This window comes from Halorubrum sp. BV1 (genome assembly GCF_000746205.1).
Lineage (GTDB): Archaea > Halobacteriota > Halobacteria > Halobacteriales > Haloferacaceae > Halorubrum.
In genome coordinates, this window is record NZ_JQKV01000002.1 from 262666 (window position 1) to 278015 (window position 15350).

The following is a 15350-nucleotide window of genomic DNA, read 5'->3' on the forward strand; positions in this document are numbered from 1 at the left end:
TTCGAACTGGGGTGTAGCGACGGCGGTAAACCTACCGAACCGCGGGTGTGGCGACCGGCCCCCCGGCTCGACCGGTCCGGGCCGTCAGTCGTCGTCCGTCGCGGCTCCGGCGGCTCCCGTTTCCCCCGAGCGGGGCGGGTCCTCGACCGACGTCTCGACTGCGTCCGCGGTCGGCGTCGACTCGATCGTGTGGCCGGTCGCCGCCATCGCGAACAGCGCGAGCGGCGACAAGAACGCGAACAAAAAATACGGTGCGTACTCAAGCGTCGGGACGCCGGTGACGCCGGTCATGTACACCGCGCCGGCGTGCCACGGGAACAGCGCGCCGGTCGGCGTTCCGGCCGCCTCAACTGCGCGGGAGAGCTGGTCGCTGTCGAGCGCGAACTCGTCGTAGGTGTTTCGGAGCGTGACGCTCGGGAGGACGATGCTCATGTACTGTTGAGCGGTGAGCGCGTTGATGACGATCGCCGAGACCCCCGTTCCGGCCACGAGGACGCCCGCGCTCCGGACGGCCGACGTGAACGCGTGGGCGATCACCGCGAGAACTCCCGTGCGCTCCAGTATGCCGCCGAGCGACAGCGCGGCGACGACGACCGTGATCGTCCACGCCGAGCCGGTGAGTCCGCCCGTCGCGAGCAGGTCGTTCACCAGGTCGGAGCCCGATTCGGGGGCGGTCCCGTACATGAACGTGTCCCACGCGGCGACGAAGCCGGCCCCCTGCACGAGGACCGTCGTGAACACGCCGGCGAAGACGCCGGCGACGAGCGTCGGGAGCGCGGCATACCCGCGAAGCGCCAGTCCGAAGGTGACGGCGAGCGGGACGAACGCGACGACCGTGATCGCGTACGTCTCGCCGAGTGCGCCCTGAATTTCTGCGATCCGACCGGCCGGGATCTCGCCGCTCGCGCGGAGGCCGAGCGCGAGGAATCCGAGGACTGCGACCCCGAAGGCGGCGACCGTACCGGTCCGCATCCGCCGGATGTGCGCGTACAGGTCGGTGTTCGTCACGCCCGCGGCGAGGTTCGTCGTGTCAGAGAGCGGCGACTGCTTGTCGCCCGCGTACGCCCCGGAGAGCACCGCTCCGACCGTCATCGGTGCAGGGACGCCGAGCCCCGCGCCGATTCCCACGAACGCGACGCCGAGCGTGCCCACGGTGGTCCACGAGGAGCCGATAGCGAACGCGACGACGGCGGCGACGACCGCGGCCGCGGGGAGGAACGTCGCCGGCGAGAGGACCTCCAGTCCGTAGTACATCAGCCCTGGAATCGTGCCGGCGCTGACCCACGTGGCGATCAGCCCGTAGATCGTGAAGATGATCAACAACGCCTGCAGGCCCATCACGAGCCCGTTCGCGATACCGTCGAACAGCTCGTCCCAGTCGTAGCCGAGCCAGAGACCGAACCCGCCGACCGCGGCGATACTCCAGAGCAGCGGGGCGTGCGGGTCGAGCCCCAGCACGGCCGACCCGACGCCGAGAAACGCCACGACGGCGACGATCGGTAGCAGCGCCGCCGCGAGGCTGGGTCGGCGATCCGGGTCGAGGTCGTCGTACGTGGTTGGGGTAAACGCGTCTGTCATGGCCACAGATATTCTTTTGAAGCATAAATATATCTCGAAATATGCGTGTAAAGTATAACAATCGTTCATGCGCGTCGTCGCGATCGGTTCAGAACTGCGGTCCGGTCGCTGAGGCGTCCCCGCGGTCCGCCGTACGAGCTATCTTACCGCATCTGACCGTGTGCCGCCGTGTCGCGCCGATGGACGAACGGACGGTCTTATACGCGTCGGTGGGCAAGAGTGACCAACATGATATTTGAGGGCCTCCCGACGACGCCCCGCTCGGAGGAACTCGTCGACAAGGCGTTCTCGCGGGCGGCGCGCGCCGGCCGCGCCAAGCGCGGCCACGAGGCGCAAGAATCGATGCTGCGGACCGCCGGCAACGTGCTCTCGGACAACTTGGAGAACGTCGTCGTCTCGTGGCCCGACTTCGGATTCGACGTCGACCCCTTCTACTACGAGCTGGCCGACGCCATCGTCGACGTCGACCGCCTCCGGCAGGCGCTCTCGCAGGTGATGTGGGCGAGCAGACAGATAGAGGATCTGCGCGACGAGTACACCTCCAAGATCCGCAACTCCGACGTCGACACCGCGCGCAAGCACCGCAAACAGGCGTTCGCGCGCATGGCGGACGTGATGGACCAGATCGAAGACGACCTGCGATACATAGGCGACTCGCGCGACCAGCTGAAGGTGCTCCCGGACGTCCGGCCCGACGAGCCCGCCATCGTGATCGCCGGCTACCCGAACGTCGGGAAGTCGTCGTTCGTCAACCGCGTCACCCGCGCGTCCAACGAGATCGCGGAGTATCCGTTCACGACCAAGGGCGTGCAGATCGGGCACTTCGAGCGGAACCACATCCGATACCAGATCGTCGACACCCCCGGGCTGCTCGACCGGCCGGCCGACGAGCGAAACGACATCGAGCGACAGGCGGTGAGCGCCTTAGAGCACCTCGCCGATGTCGTCGTCTTCATGCTCGACCCGTCCGGCGACTGCGGCTATCCGCTCGACGTCCAACTCGAACTCCGCGAGGAGGTCCGCGAGCTGTTCGGCGAGGCCGTCCCGTTCCTCACCGTGGCGAACAAACACGACCGGTACGACGCGGTCAAAGCGGAGTCCGTCGACGCGACGATGAGCGTCACCGAAGACGAGAACGTCGACGACGTCCTCGACATGGCCGTCGAGGCGGCCGCCTTCGAGCCGGACCTGCCGACGCGAGACGGCGAGTAAGTCGTCCCGGTGACGGCCGAGTCGCGAGTCGCTTATCGCGAGACGGGTGCGTCCGCGAGCTGTCGCGCGAGTTCCTCGGCGATCGATCCCTCGGCCTCCTCGACGAACCGAGCGACTTCCTCGCCGTTCGGCGTCTCGACGACGACCGTCGGGATGCGATCGATCTCGTACGCCTCCACCTGCGGCCCCTCTTTCCCGTCCGGTCCCTTCGTGACCGGGAACTCATCGATCCGGTCGTCGGAAACGCTGGCGGCGTCGAGCGCGGCGGCAAACGCCGGCAGCTGCTGTTGACAGTCGCCACACCAGTCGCCGCCCCACACCTTGAACCGGTAGTCGTCGGCCGCGAGCGCGTCGATAACTGCCTGGTCGAGCCCATCGATGTTCGCGTCGCCGGGAGAGAGCGTTTCGAGCGTCATGGGGCCTGCTACGTCGCCAGCGCTTGTAAACGACGCGCCGGTGGCAACGATCCACGGCGACAGCCCGACTGGTCCGCTCGCCGCGACCGGGGTGCTCGTCTCCGTCGCGCGCGTCTCTTGCCGGAGTCCGCCGAACATTTGAGCGTCGGCCGTCTTCGGTCGGGTAATGAACGACGACGTTCTCGACGGGCTGGGGTCGCCGCTCGTGCGCGTGGACTCCCCGTCGGAGACGACGGTGGCCGCGAAGCTCGAATCGCGCAACCCGGGCGGATCGGCGAAGGACCGGCCCGCGCTGTACATGGTGGAGGCGGCCGAGGAGGCCGGCGGCCTGAAGCCCGGCGACGGCATCGTCGAGCCCACCTCCGGTAACACCGGTATCGGGCTGGCGGTGGTCGGCGCGGTGAAGGGATACGACGTGACGCTCGTCATCCCCGAGGGGAAGTCTGTCGAGCGCCGCCGGCTCATGCGCGCGTACGGGGCGACCGTCGAACTCGTCGACGGTGACATCTCCGCGGCGAAAGACCGGGCGGACGAACTGGAGCGCGACGAGGGGATGGTCCAGCTCCGGCAGTTCGAGAACCCCGCCAATCCCCGCGCCCACTACGAGACGACCGGCCCGGAAGTCCTCGATCAGGTCGGCGACCGCACCGTCGACGCGCTCGTCGCCGGCGTCGGCACCGGCGGCACGATCACGGGGACCGGACGCCGGCTCCGCGAGGCGTTCCCCGACGTGCGGATCGACGCGGTCGAGCCCAGCGACAACGCCGTCCTCTCCGGCGGCGAGCCGGGCGTCGACGACTTCCAAGGAATGGGTCCCGGGTTCGTCTCGCCGAACCTCGACACCGACCTCCTCGATACGATCCACACGGTCGACATCGAGGACGCGGAAGCCGAGTGCCGCCGGCTCGCGCGCGAGGAGGGAATACTCGTCGGACAGTCTTCCGGGGCCTCGAACCTCGCGGCCAAGGACGTCGCGACCGAACTCCGCGACTCCGGCGCGTACGCCGGCGAGGAGCCGCTCGTCGTCACCGTCTTCTGGGACAGCGGCGAGCGGTACCTCACGGCCGGCACCTTCGACGAGCCGTCGGCGGAGTGACCGGCGGTCCGGTCGCCGCGACCGTCTCGGTACTCGTCTCTCGCCCATCCGGGCGTTGATTACCGTTCGGCCCCTCACAGAGGGCGTGCACACGCGCGCCGAATCGACGCCTGATGATCCCGATGGCGGTCCGGGCGACGACGCCGCGGATCGGCGGTTCGACGGTCCGTGGCTTCGGTTCCTCGCGGTCGCTCTCGTGGGATGGTCGGTCGCGTACGGGCTCGACCGAGTGCTGTTGGCCGCCGGCAGCCCTGCCGGGGCCGCGGCCGCCTTCACCCACGGGTACCTCCTCGCCCCGCTCGTGACCGCGGCGATCCTCCTCGACGCCCTCTCGCTCGCCGAGCGGAACGTTGCGGATCTCGGTCTCTTCAAGTGGCCGTACGCGCTCGTCGCGCTTTCGGCTCCGCCGGTGGCGGTCGTCTACTACGCGCACCGCGAGTGGCTGAAGCCCGACGACGCGGCGCTCCTCTCCGGCCCCTCGTAGCTGCGCCGCTCTCGTGCGTCCGAATCGCCTCATCGCGGTCGGTGTATATAACCGCCGCCCGGTCCCCTTTCGACACATGACCGACGACCTCGATGTTCCCGTGCTCGATAATCACCTCCACCTCGACCCGCGCCACGGTCGCGGGATCGAGGCCGTCGAAGAGTTCGCCCGGCTCGGCGGCACCCACCTGCTCGTGGTGAACAAGCCCTCGTGGCTCCTCGGGGTCGAGCCCGACGAGCCCGACGATTTCACCCCCGTCTTCGAGGAGACGATAGACGTGGTCGAGCGCGCGACGGAGGTACTTCCCGGTCGGGCGTGGCCCGTCCTCGGCGTCCACCCCGGACTGATCGACCGACTCGTCGACGATCGGGGATTCACGCCCGGCGAGGCGCGGGACCTCATGCAGGGCGGACTGGAGGTCGCGAGCGAGTTCGTCGCCGACGGCGCTGCGCTCGCGCTCAAGTCCGGACGCCCGCACTACGACGTGAGCGACGCGGTGTGGACGGCCTCGAACGGCGTGACGAGACGCGCGTTCGAACTAGGAGCCGAGTGCGACTGCGCCGTACAGCTTCACACCGAAGCCACCGAAGACCTGACCGATCTGGCCGCCGTCGCGGCAGAGTCCGGGATGGACCCCGAACGCGTCGTGAAACACTACGCGGCCGGCGAACTGTCGGGGGCGACGCCGAGCGTGATGAGTGACAAGGATCGGCTCGAACGGGCTGCGGAGTCGGGCGAGCCCTTCCTGATGGAGACGGACTTCGTCGACGACCCCGACCGCCCCGGGATGGTGCTCGGCCCGAAAACCGTCCCGCGGCGAGTCCGCTGGCTCCTCGAACGGGGGTACGACGAGGCGGTCCGGCGTGCGCACGTCGAGACCCCTGCCGCGGTCTACGGGATCGACACCGAGGCCACGCTTCAGTGATCTCCGAAAAATCCCGCCGTCGAGCGGGTGTGAGGCCGTCTCGCGGGACGATCGATAGGAAAGGCATTTGAGTAATCCGAGCGACGTACGCGGTATGACCGACGACGACGCCGTCGAAACGTTCTATACCGACGAACGCTGGCAGAACTGGCTCGACAGGTTAGAGGAAGAAGAGCTCGACCCCGAGAACGAGGACTCGGCACGGCTCCTGTTGAACCTGCAAGACGACGCGGCGATCGCCGTCGTGAAGGTGCTCGCGGCGTACGACGACGACCGCATCGGCGAGGACCGCGCGGTTTCCGAGATCCATGACATCCGCGAGATCGTCCTCGCGGAGGTCTCGTTCGACGACGAGGACAAGGTCATGCTGATCGACGGCGTCCAGACCTCGCTCGTCCCCGTCTTCTACGCGGCCGAGGAGTACGTCGTCGGCGGCGTCGTCGAGGGCGACGTGAGCGAGTTCGTCCGCGCGGCAGCCGACGCCGAGGCCGAAGAGGACATCGACGCCGCGCTCGGCTACGTCGTGCAGGCCGGCACTCGGGTCATCGACGGCGAAGCGCTCGATATCGACCTCGTCGAGGATCTCGAGTACGGGCTCGTCTCCGAGTGGGTCAACGGGCTCGACTCACTGCAGTCGGCCATCGAGGACCCGGAAGTCGTCGAAGAAGACGAGTAACTCTCGATCGGTTCTGTGCTGTTCTCGCCCGCTCTATCACCCGCGAGCGTCGCTGTCGTCGAGATCACGCCGCGACCGCGAACAACAGCAGATTGTGCGCCGCGGGACCGAGCCCCACGGACGCGACGAAGCCCAAGAACAGGAATCCCTCGGTCGGCGTCTCCCGGACGTACGCCGCGAACAGCCACGTCACGACGCTCGCGACGACGAGCTTGACGAGCAGGAACAGCCATCCCTCGCCGAGGACGGGTACGGCGGGGAGCCCGCCGAGTTCGAGTAAGAGCCGCGAGACGGGCGTCCGCTCGCCGAAGCCGAGCTGCGTCGTGCCGATCGCGGTCGAAACGCCGTCGAGCGCGTGAGCGAACACCGCGAGCGCGCCGACGCCGCCGGTGACGGCCGCCTCGGGTCGGAGCCGAATGAGGCCGACCCACGCGACGCCCGCTATCGGCAGCGTCAGCGCCAGCGACACGCCGGACCAGAACGCGCCGTCGGGCGACAGGCCAGTCGCGAGCGCGACGAAGACGACCGGGGCGAGGAGACATGCGCCGCTCGCGGCGAGGGCGGTCGGCACGCGCTGCGGCCGGATCGCGACGCTCGCAAGCCACGCCGCGCCGGCGAGCGAGCCGACGGTGAGGTAGACGGTCGGCGACCCGGCGAACGGGGCGAGGACCGCTGGGAGCGCGTCGACGACGTACAATACGTGCGTGGCGGAGCCGAGCGCCATCCACGGAGCGAGCGCGAGGACGTGTCGGTCCGTGACGGTCGGACGGCGACGGCCGAGGCCAGCGCCGACCGCGCCGACCACGATCGAGACGGCGATCAGATATGGCAGCGGCGGGAGCGTCGTCCCCGCGGGCACGAGCGGAAGCCCGCCCATCAGACGGAGAGGACGGGCTGGCTCGCGTACAGGAGGACGTACTCGGCCGCCTTCCCGAGCACCTCACCGGGGTCGCCGGAGACGGGCTCGCGCGGGACGACGATGAAGTCGGAGTCGAGCTCCTCTGCGGTGTCGAGGACGACGCTGCCGGGATGGACGGTCTTCACGCTCATCGAGAACCCGTACGCGATGGAGTTGCTGTGGGGGACGCCCGCGGCCTCGGCGCGGCGAGCCACGGAGTCGGTGAACGCTTCGGTGTCGTCGGCCACGTCGGCCTCGTCGACGACGCCGTGGTCGATGGCGCGGACCACGTCCTCGTCGAGCACGTACAGGGCGTGGACGCTCGCGTCGTACTCGGCGGCGACCGCGATCGCGTAGTCGACCGCCTCGTGTGACTCCTCGCTGCCGTCGACCGGGACGAGGACGAGGTCGATGTCGAGATCGGTCATACCCGAGTCGTCGTCACGGGTGGTGAAAAAGCCCGCCCCATGCGGTCGACGGCTCCGCGGATCAGAACTCCGGAAGCTCTCGCTGACCGTCCGTCCGTCGTTCGCTCGGAGACACGTTCGTCGCGACGATCTCGTCGACCGCGTCGCGGTTCGCTCCGTCGCTGTTGATGGCGCGCGTGGCGCCTTCGACGTCGACGCTGAACCCCGCCTCCGCGTACGGTTCGTACATGACTCCGCTGTTGCTCACCACGACCGACACCCCGGCGTCGTCGAGGTCGCTCGCGACGTCGAGCAGCCGCGTCTGGTCCGCGCGGTCGAACCCCTCGGCGCTGTACTCTGTAAAACTCGCGGTCGCGCTCATCGGCTCGTAGGGCGGGTCGAAGTAGACGAGATCGCCCGGATCGGCGGCGTCGAGGACGTACGCGAAGTCGTCGTTCCGAACCGACGCGTCGGCCAGCACGCGGCTCGCCGCCCGAATCCGGTCGCGCTGTACCCAGTCCGGGTTCGCGTACCGGCCCACTGGCACGTTGAATCCGCCGTCCGCGTTCTCGCGGTAGAGCCCGTTGTAGCAGGTCCGGTTGAGATACACCAGGAGCGCCGCCTCCTCTAGCGGGTCGAACTCTCCCTCGTACGGTCGCCGGTTGAACCGCGCGCGCTGCTGGTAGTAGTAGCTCTCGACGGACCGTCCCCGCGCCGTCTCCTCGGCGTACGGGAGGTCGGGGTCCGGGTCGGCCGCGGGGTCGTCGAACGACCGCAATCGCTCGACGAGCGCCTCCGGCTGGTCGCGGACCTGTTCGTAGAAGTTGACGAGCCGCGGGTTCGCGTCGTTGACGGTCGCGTTCGCGGGTTCGAGATCGAAGAAGACCGCGCCGCCGCCGAGGAACGGCTCGTGGTAGCGGTCGTAGTCGGCCGGGAACCGGGCGTACAGCTCGTCGAGCAGCTGTCGCTTACCGCCCGCCCACTTCAGGATCGGCTCGGCCATGCGATGTCGACTGTCGTCCGCGGGCGCGGATAAACGTCTCGGGCGAGCCGACACGGCTCGTGGTGAGCGACGCCGCGAATCGGGTCACAAACTGTCGGCGACGCGCTCTCCAACGTCGAGCCCGTTGCCGATCGCCGCGTGGAGCCGCGGCTCGCCGGCGACCCAGTCGCCGATGAGGTACAGTCCCGACCCCCGCGCCGCGTCGATCGGGTCGGTGTCGACTCCGGACTCGGGCAGGGCGTAGCGCCACCCCTGCGTGTCCGTCCAGTCCGGGTCGGCGAGTCGGTCGTCTCCGACGATCGCGGCGGCGTGCTCGGCGAGTTCGGCGGCGTTTTCGGCGGGATCACGGTCGTAGTGCGCGCGAGACCAGTCGTCGTTCGCCTGCACAACGAGGAGCGTCTCGCCGTCGGGGACGTGTCCCGCCTTGCACTCTTCGCGGGAGATCCAGCCGACGGCGTGGTCTTTGTCGGCGTTGACAAGCCCGTAGTAGGGCACGTCGAGTTCGAACGGGTAGCGTGCCACCGCGGTCCATACCGTGCGGTACTCAACGTCCGAGACGGTGTCGACGAGCCGGTCGCGGATCGGCGACGTCCACTCCGCGGTTCGGAGGAGGTCCGCGGTCTGCGGTGCCGGCGGGTTCATGAGGAGTCGGTCGAACGGCCCCCACGTCTCTCCGGTCGCGTCGACGAGTTCCCAACGAGCATTCCCGTTCGTAGCACCGGCCTCGCCGCTCTCGGTGTCGCCGGCCCCGCCGGTATCGGCGTCGCCGGTCGCAGTGTCGCTCTCTACCCGACGAACCGTCTCCACGCGGGTGCGGCGGTGGACGGTCGCGTCCGTCCGCGCGAACAGCCGCTTTGCGATCTGGGTGAGGCCTCCCCGGTAGCTCCACTTTCGCTCGTCGGCGTCGCGGCCGGGCGACACCGCGCCGTCGGCGTCGAAGGTGTACACGGGTTCGTCGACGTCGACGAGCCCCTCGTCGTCGAGCGTCTCCGTGACAAGTTCGACGACGCGGTCGTCGTCCGACTTCAGGTAGTTCGCGCCGTAGTCGTACGTCAGGTCTTCGTGTCGGCGGGTGGCCGCGCGGCCACAGAGTCCGCCGGACTTTTCGAGCACTGTCACGTCGGCGTCGGGAGCCGCGTCGGCGAGGGCGAACGCTGCGGCCGCCGCGCCCGCGCCCGCGCCGACGATGCCGATTTCAGTCACGTCCGTGGTACGTGTCACACTCACTTAACCGGTGGTGTCGGTGCAGGACACACACCAGTCTCCGCGTCATCCCGACGCCGGCAGACGGCGGATTTTGGGCCGACTCTGCGCTCGACCCGACCGTCCTCGACCCGATCTGTCCCCGTCCGACTCAGTCGTCGGCGCCGACGACTAACACGGGGGCCGACGCCCCGCGTTGGACCCGTACCGGGAGCGTCTCCGGGCGGACGAGCCGATCGAGGCCGGTCCGACGCGCGGAGCCGACGACGATCAGGTCGGCGTCGTGTGCGGCGGCGAAATCGAGCACCTCCTCGTGGGCGGTCCCGTACCGGAACCACTTGTCCACGTCGACGCCGACCGCCGCGCCGCGCGACTCGGCCGCCTCGACGAGCGTCTCGCCCTCGCGTTCGTGTCGCTCGACCGCCATGTCCCAGTGTTCAGTGGTGTCGACGACGTACAGCGCGTCGACGCTTGCGCCGTGGGCCGCGGCGACCTCGACGCCGGCGTCGACCGCGGCGCGGCCGGCGTCGGTGTCCGCGGTGACGACGAGCACGCGATCAAAGAGCGATCCGGCCGCGCCCGACTCCGAGGGCGCGGCTGCTGGCGAGTGCGTGACGGTCGGTGGGCTGTTCGTCGAGTCGGAGGCGTCTGAGTCGGCTGACATGGTGTCGGTGTCGGTCTCGCCGGTCGGCGAGCACCGGTTTCTCTCGAATTCGAGTAGGAGCGGCCGCCTCTTAACGGTTTTCGACAGGATAAACGATTATCATTATCTATGTCTCTATCAGGGCCGATGCAGAATTTCTCACGGATATTGTTCGACGATTGCGGACTAACCGAGAGAGATCCGACATCATCGCATCCGTTCACGGCCGCGACGGCAAGAACGACTGGAACGGCGCGTTTTAACTAGCGAGTCGGTTTGTACCGGAACGACGCGGCTCGGTACACGGGAGGTCACATGATATCTACACACACCGCCGACGCGACGGAGCGAACCGATGGCTGACGGAGGAACCGACGGGGGCGTCGACTACGCCCGCCGCGCGGCCGACACGCTCGGCTTCTCGCGGTGGTGGCAGATCCTCGCCGCGGCGGGGATGATGGCTGCAGTGAGCCCGTACCAGTACGTGTGGTCGTCGATCGAGCAGCCGCTCGCGGCGAACCTCGACATCGCGCTGCCGGCGCTCGGCGCGGTGTTCTCGTTTTACGTCGTCTTCCAGTCGCTCTCGCAGTTCCCAGCGGGGAAGTGGCGCGACCGCCACGGACCGGGCGCGTTGACGTTCCTCGCCGCTGTTCTCGCCGGCGGCGGCTACGTCGGGCTCGCGTACGCGACTGCGGTCTGGCAGCTGTACCTGTTGTACTCTCTCGGGGCGATCGGCGTCGGGATCGTCTACACGGTCGCCGTCAACACCGCCGTCAAGTGGTTCCCCGACCGCACCGGCCTCACCACCGGCATCGGAACGATGGCGTTCGCGGGCGGGAGCGCGCTCGTCGTCCCGTACGTCCGCGCGAACGCTACTGTAGGTGCCTACGCCGACGTGCTCCGGAACCTCGGCGTCGCGATCCTCCTCGTGACGCTCGTCGGCGCGTACCTCCTCCAAGACCCGCCGGACGACTGGCTCGACGACGGCAGCGACGACAGCGACGGCAGCGACGACGTCGCGGACTGCGAAGACGACGCCGTCTCGGAGTCCACTGGAACGACCGACGACAGCGACGTGGCGGCGTCGCTTCGCGGCCGCGACTACGGGACCCGCGAGATGCTCTCGACGTGGCAGTTCTGGCTCCTGTACGCCATGTTCATCGCGACCGCCGGAGCCGACCTCATCGTCACCGCCAACGTCGTGCGGTTCGCCGACCACTTCGGGCTTGCCGCGGTCGTGGCGACCGCCGCCGCGACGCTTCTCCCCGTCGCAGCCGGCGTCTCGCGCATGATCCTCGGCGAGGCGTCGGACCGGTTCGACCGCATGTGGGTGATGGCCGTCTCGTTCGTCCTCGCAGGCGTATTCAGACTCGGACTCATCGGTGCAGGCCGCGCCGAGGCGGGGATTCCGTTCGTCGCGCTCGTGATGGCGGCGATGTTCTTCTCGTCGCCGCTGTACGTGTTCTTCCCCTCGATCGTCGCGGACTACTACGGCGCGTGGAACTCCTCGGGCAACTACGCGGCCCTCTACACGGCGAAGGTCGGCGGCGGCGTCTTCGCCGGGACCGTAGCCGGCTATCTCGTCGCCGAGTTCGGCTGGGAGCCGACGTTCGCGCTCGGCGGTGCGCTTGCCATCGGCGCGGGACTCGCCACGTTCCTGTTGCGCCCCCCCGGCGACGCGGGACTCGGGGGCGACGAGAGCACAGCCGCGGACTGATCGCTCCTCGACTGCCGGTCGGCGGGTACACGCCGCCGTGCCGGGCCTCCGCCGTCGGTCACTCTCCGTTCGCCGTCAGTCACCGCCTGCTCGCCGCCCGCTCGATCGAGTGGCGAAGCGCGTCGAGTCTACCACCGACGTCGCCGACCGCCGCGAGGACGGGATACGTCACCGGGAGGTCTTGGTACAGGTAGGCCTGTACGTCGGCGTCGTCGTCGAGCGCGAGCGTCCGCCCGGCGTCGGCGATCACCCGCTGACGCCGGGCGGCGATCCGGTCCACATCCGACACGAGCACGCTCGTCCGAGCGCGACACGCGTCGAGCGTGCCGAAGTCCGCGTCCGCGTGCGCTTCCGCGACCATCGCCTCGCGTTCGTCGTCGATCGCCGCGAGCCGCGAGCCGGCCCGTGCGACGGACTCCGCCTCGGTGTCGATCACGTCGAGGAACCGCTCGCGCTCGTCGATCGCCGCGTCGACGGCGTCGACCAACGACCGCTTGTACTGCGCATGGAACCGCGAGGTCCGCGTGAGCGCGAAGCAGAGCTCCGGACCGAACTCCTCGCGGACGCTCCGCTCGTAGGTGTCGTCGTACTCGACGTCGTAGTGGGGGACCGACATCACCGTCTCGACGTACGCGTCCCTGACCGCGACCAGCCCGGAGCCGGCCGGGGCGCGCGTGTCGACCGACGCTCCGGAGTCGGCGACGCCGGCGTACCCGGAGGCGTTCCGAACCCGTTCGGGGTCGACGCCCCCGGCGACGCCGCGTGCCGACGCGTCCCGGCGGTCGCCCGCGTCGATCGGCTCCGACGCGATCGATCCGACGCGCGTGCGGAACGCCCGGAACGCCTCCCGTTCATCGCCGACGCGACGCCGCTCGACCCGAACCGCCTCTCGGGCGTCGGCGAGCGCCCCGAGGCCCGTCGGGCGTGTGTCGTCGGCCGTGGTCATACCTCAGGCCTCGCGGATCGCCCTCCTAAGCGTGTATATGAGGCGTATCGGGCGCGGGGGAGCGGTATTGAGCCCTCTATAGCGAACGCGTGACGGTCGCGGACGGCGGACGCGAACGGGAAACGCACATCCGTCTCGGCGTCGTACACGGGTTCGATGGAGGTCGCGTTGATCACGGTCGGCGACGAGTTGCTCTCGGGGGACACGGTGAACACGAACGCGAACTGGCTCGCGAGCGAGCTCGGCGACCGAGGGGTCGCCGTTCCCCGGATCCTCTCGGTCCCCGACGACAGGCCGGTCATCGCCGACCGGGCGCGCGAGTACGCCGACGCCTTCGACGCCGTGATCGTCACCGGGGGACTGGGGAGCACGCCCGACGACGTGACGATGGAGGCCGTCGCCGACGCGTTCGGGCGAGAGTTGGCCCCGACGGACCTCACGCGAGAGGCCGTCGAGCGCCGACTCGCGGTCGTCCGCGAGCGTATTCCCGACCGCGACGTCGACGTGGACGTCGACGCGGAGGCCGCGATCCCGACCGAAAGCAGACCGCTCTTAAACGAGGCCGGACTCGCCCCCGGCTGTGTCGTCGAGGGCGTCTACGTGATGCCGGGCATCCCCGACGAGCTGAAAGCGATGTTCGACACTGTCGCCGACGAGTTCGCCGGCGACCGCCGGTCGCGGTTCCTCTACACGGTCGAACCAGAATCGAATATCGTCCCGGCGCTGGAGACGGCCATGGATCGATTCGACGTCGCCGTCGGCTGTTATCCCGACCGCGAGGCGGACCACAACCGCCTGAAGGTGACCGGGACCGACGAAGCGACGATCGACGCCGCGGTCGAGTGGCTGCTTTCGAACGTCAACGCGAGCGAGGAACCGGTGCGTCGCGGCTGGGACGACTGACGGAGGCCTCCGCCGCGCCGGTCGACCTGCGAATCGAACGGCCTGCCGTGCTCGCCGGTCGGCCGCGACGCGGACCACGACGCCGACCGTCTCGCGACCGCTACGGCGGCCGCTCGATCTCGTATCGGTCGTCGGTGCTGGCGTACCACTCGCCGGCGAGCCGACCCACCGTGTCGAGCCGATCGACGTCGATCCGACCGTCGGTGAGAACCGACTCGTCGGCGTGGGCGTAGACGACCTCGCCGAGCACCAGCGTCGAGGTACCGACCTCGACTGTGTCGTACAGTTCACACTCCAGTCCGACGACCGCGTCGGCGACCCGCGGCGCGTCCACCCGATCCGCGTCGACGCGCTCGATCCCGACGTGGTCGAACTCGCTGTCTCCGGGATCAAGGGTCGCGCTCGACCCGTTCATTGTCTCGACGAGGTCGGCGGTGACGACGTTGACGACGAACGCCTCGGTTTCGAGGGCGTTCGCGAGCGTGTCCTTCGGGTTCGCCGCGGTCGCCACCGGCGCGAATCCGACGACCGGCGGGTCGACCGCGACGACCGTGAAGAAGCTGTACGGCGCGAGGTTCTCACCGGCCGGCCCGCGCGAGGAGACCCACGCGATCGGTCGGGGCGTCACCGCGGTCGAGAGCAGCCGGTACGGCGATCCGAAGGCGTCCGGCCCGCCGCTCCGGTGGATGTCGTCGCACTCGCGGTGAGTGCCGTCCTCTTCGTCTGCCATCAGCGCTCGTACCCGCGCTCGAACGGGTCGATCTCGTCGCTGCCCGGCTCCTCCTCGTCGCGAGCGAATCCCGGTCCCTCGGTGGCCAGTTCGAAGACGAGCCCGTCGGGGTCGCTGAAGTAGATGCTCTTGAAGTAGGTGCGGTCTTTGATCTCGGAGACGCGGACGCCCCGCTCGCGCAGGTGCGTCTGCCACTCGCGGAGCGTCGCCTCGTCGTCGACGCCGAACGCGAAGTGGTGGCTCGCGCCCGGCCCCGGCGCGCCCTGCGAGTTCGGGTACTCGAAGTAGGTGACGGTGGTTCCAGGCTCCCCCTCGGGGGTAGAGGAGAAGTAGTAGTGCGGCGTTCCAGGGTCGTCGTAGTTCTGGGTCCGCTTGACCGTGTGCCAGCCGAGCGCGTCCTCGTAGAACGCGACGGTCTCGTCCATGTCGGTGCAGATGTTCGTTACGTGGTGTAAGCCGGTGGTCGGCGGCGCGTCGGTCATATTCGTGTGTCGAGGGTCGTCGCGGAGTCAG

At 69.0% G+C, this 15350-nt stretch carries 17 protein-coding genes; 7 read left to right on the top strand and 10 right to left on the bottom strand.

Annotation, left to right across the window (positions count from 1 at the left end; all coding sequences use genetic code 11):
• Positions 1-84: 84 nt before the first annotated feature.
• Positions 85-1578: an arginine/ornithine antiporter ArcD gene (locus EP28_RS05820; protein ID WP_049983064.1), complete on the bottom strand. Its 1494-nt coding sequence runs from the start codon at positions 1576-1578 to the stop codon at positions 85-87.
• Between the two features lie 228 nt (positions 1579-1806).
• Between EP28_RS05820 and EP28_RS05825 the strand changes: the two genes are divergently transcribed.
• On the top strand, positions 1807-2790 hold the full coding sequence (locus tag EP28_RS05825) for an NOG1 family protein (RefSeq protein ID WP_049983065.1): 984 nt from the start codon (positions 1807-1809) through the stop codon (positions 2788-2790).
• Positions 2791-2822: 32 nt separating this feature from the next.
• Here EP28_RS05825 and EP28_RS05830 read toward each other — a convergent pair whose 3' ends face one another.
• Positions 2823-3206: a TlpA family protein disulfide reductase gene (locus tag EP28_RS05830; RefSeq protein WP_049983609.1), complete on the bottom strand. Its 384-nt coding sequence runs from the start codon at positions 3204-3206 to the stop codon at positions 2823-2825.
• A 166-nt stretch (positions 3207-3372) separates the two neighbouring features.
• Here EP28_RS05830 and EP28_RS05835 point away from each other — a divergent pair, with 166 nt between their 5' ends.
• The 4 genes from EP28_RS05835 (at position 3373) to EP28_RS05850 (ending at position 6387) form a co-directional block, all read left to right on the top strand.
• The gene (locus EP28_RS05835; RefSeq protein ID WP_049983066.1) at positions 3373-4302 is read left to right on the top strand and encodes a PLP-dependent cysteine synthase family protein; all 930 of its coding nucleotides are present in this window, start codon (positions 3373-3375) and stop codon (positions 4300-4302) included.
• 85 nt (positions 4303-4387) lie between these two features.
• Positions 4388-4786: a hypothetical protein gene (locus EP28_RS05840; RefSeq protein WP_049983067.1), complete on the top strand. Its 399-nt coding sequence runs from the start codon at positions 4388-4390 to the stop codon at positions 4784-4786.
• Between the two features lie 76 nt (positions 4787-4862).
• A complete protein-coding gene (locus tag EP28_RS05845; protein ID WP_049983068.1) occupies positions 4863-5711 on the top strand; it encodes a TatD family hydrolase in 849 nt (282 codons plus the stop codon).
• 94 nt (positions 5712-5805) lie between these two features.
• Complete coding sequence (locus EP28_RS05850; protein WP_049983069.1) at positions 5806-6387, top strand: DUF2150 family protein; 582 nt, start codon at positions 5806-5808, stop codon at positions 6385-6387.
• Between the two features lie 64 nt (positions 6388-6451).
• Here EP28_RS05850 and EP28_RS05855 read toward each other — a convergent pair whose 3' ends face one another.
• From EP28_RS05855 to EP28_RS05875, 5 genes are all read right to left on the bottom strand, one after another.
• Positions 6452-7267, bottom strand: a complete 816-nt coding sequence (locus EP28_RS05855) for a DUF63 family protein (protein WP_049983070.1) — start codon at positions 7265-7267, stop codon at positions 6452-6454.
• A complete protein-coding gene (locus EP28_RS05860) occupies positions 7264-7713 on the bottom strand; it encodes a universal stress protein (RefSeq protein WP_049983071.1) in 450 nt (149 codons plus the stop codon). Before EP28_RS05860 ends, EP28_RS05855 begins: the two co-directional genes overlap by 4 nt.
• Positions 7714-7774: 61 nt before the next feature.
• Complete coding sequence (locus EP28_RS05865; protein ID WP_049983072.1) at positions 7775-8695, bottom strand: DNA adenine methylase; 921 nt, start codon at positions 8693-8695, stop codon at positions 7775-7777.
• Positions 8696-8779: 84 nt separating this feature from the next.
• Positions 8780-9898 (bottom strand): NAD(P)/FAD-dependent oxidoreductase, encoded by a 1119-nt coding sequence (locus tag EP28_RS05870; RefSeq protein ID WP_049983073.1) that lies wholly within the window; start codon positions 9896-9898, stop codon positions 8780-8782.
• A gap of 151 nt (positions 9899-10049) precedes the next feature.
• The gene (locus EP28_RS05875) at positions 10050-10562 is read right to left on the bottom strand and encodes a universal stress protein (protein WP_049983074.1); all 513 of its coding nucleotides are present in this window, start codon (positions 10560-10562) and stop codon (positions 10050-10052) included.
• Positions 10563-10896: 334 nt separating this feature from the next.
• Here EP28_RS05875 and EP28_RS05880 point away from each other — a divergent pair, with 334 nt between their 5' ends.
• The gene (locus tag EP28_RS05880) at positions 10897-12258 is read left to right on the top strand and encodes an MFS transporter (RefSeq protein WP_049983075.1); all 1362 of its coding nucleotides are present in this window, start codon (positions 10897-10899) and stop codon (positions 12256-12258) included.
• Between the two features lie 79 nt (positions 12259-12337).
• Here EP28_RS05880 and EP28_RS05885 read toward each other — a convergent pair whose 3' ends face one another.
• A complete protein-coding gene (locus tag EP28_RS05885; protein WP_049983076.1) occupies positions 12338-13204 on the bottom strand; it encodes a DUF7260 family protein in 867 nt (288 codons plus the stop codon).
• 156 nt (positions 13205-13360) lie between these two features.
• On the opposite strand from EP28_RS05885, the gene EP28_RS05890 reads away from it, so the two are divergent.
• Positions 13361-14107, top strand: coding sequence for a competence/damage-inducible protein A (locus EP28_RS05890; RefSeq protein WP_049983077.1), 747 nt, complete (start codon positions 13361-13363; stop codon positions 14105-14107).
• A gap of 100 nt (positions 14108-14207) precedes the next feature.
• Here EP28_RS05890 and EP28_RS05895 read toward each other — a convergent pair whose 3' ends face one another.
• Complete coding sequence (locus tag EP28_RS05895; protein ID WP_049983078.1) at positions 14208-14837, bottom strand: flavin reductase family protein; 630 nt, start codon at positions 14835-14837, stop codon at positions 14208-14210.
• The gene (locus EP28_RS05900; RefSeq protein ID WP_049983079.1) at positions 14837-15319 is read right to left on the bottom strand and encodes a VOC family protein; all 483 of its coding nucleotides are present in this window, start codon (positions 15317-15319) and stop codon (positions 14837-14839) included. The genes EP28_RS05895 and EP28_RS05900 overlap by 1 nt, the downstream gene beginning before the upstream one ends.
• Positions 15320-15350 lie beyond the last annotated feature (31 nt).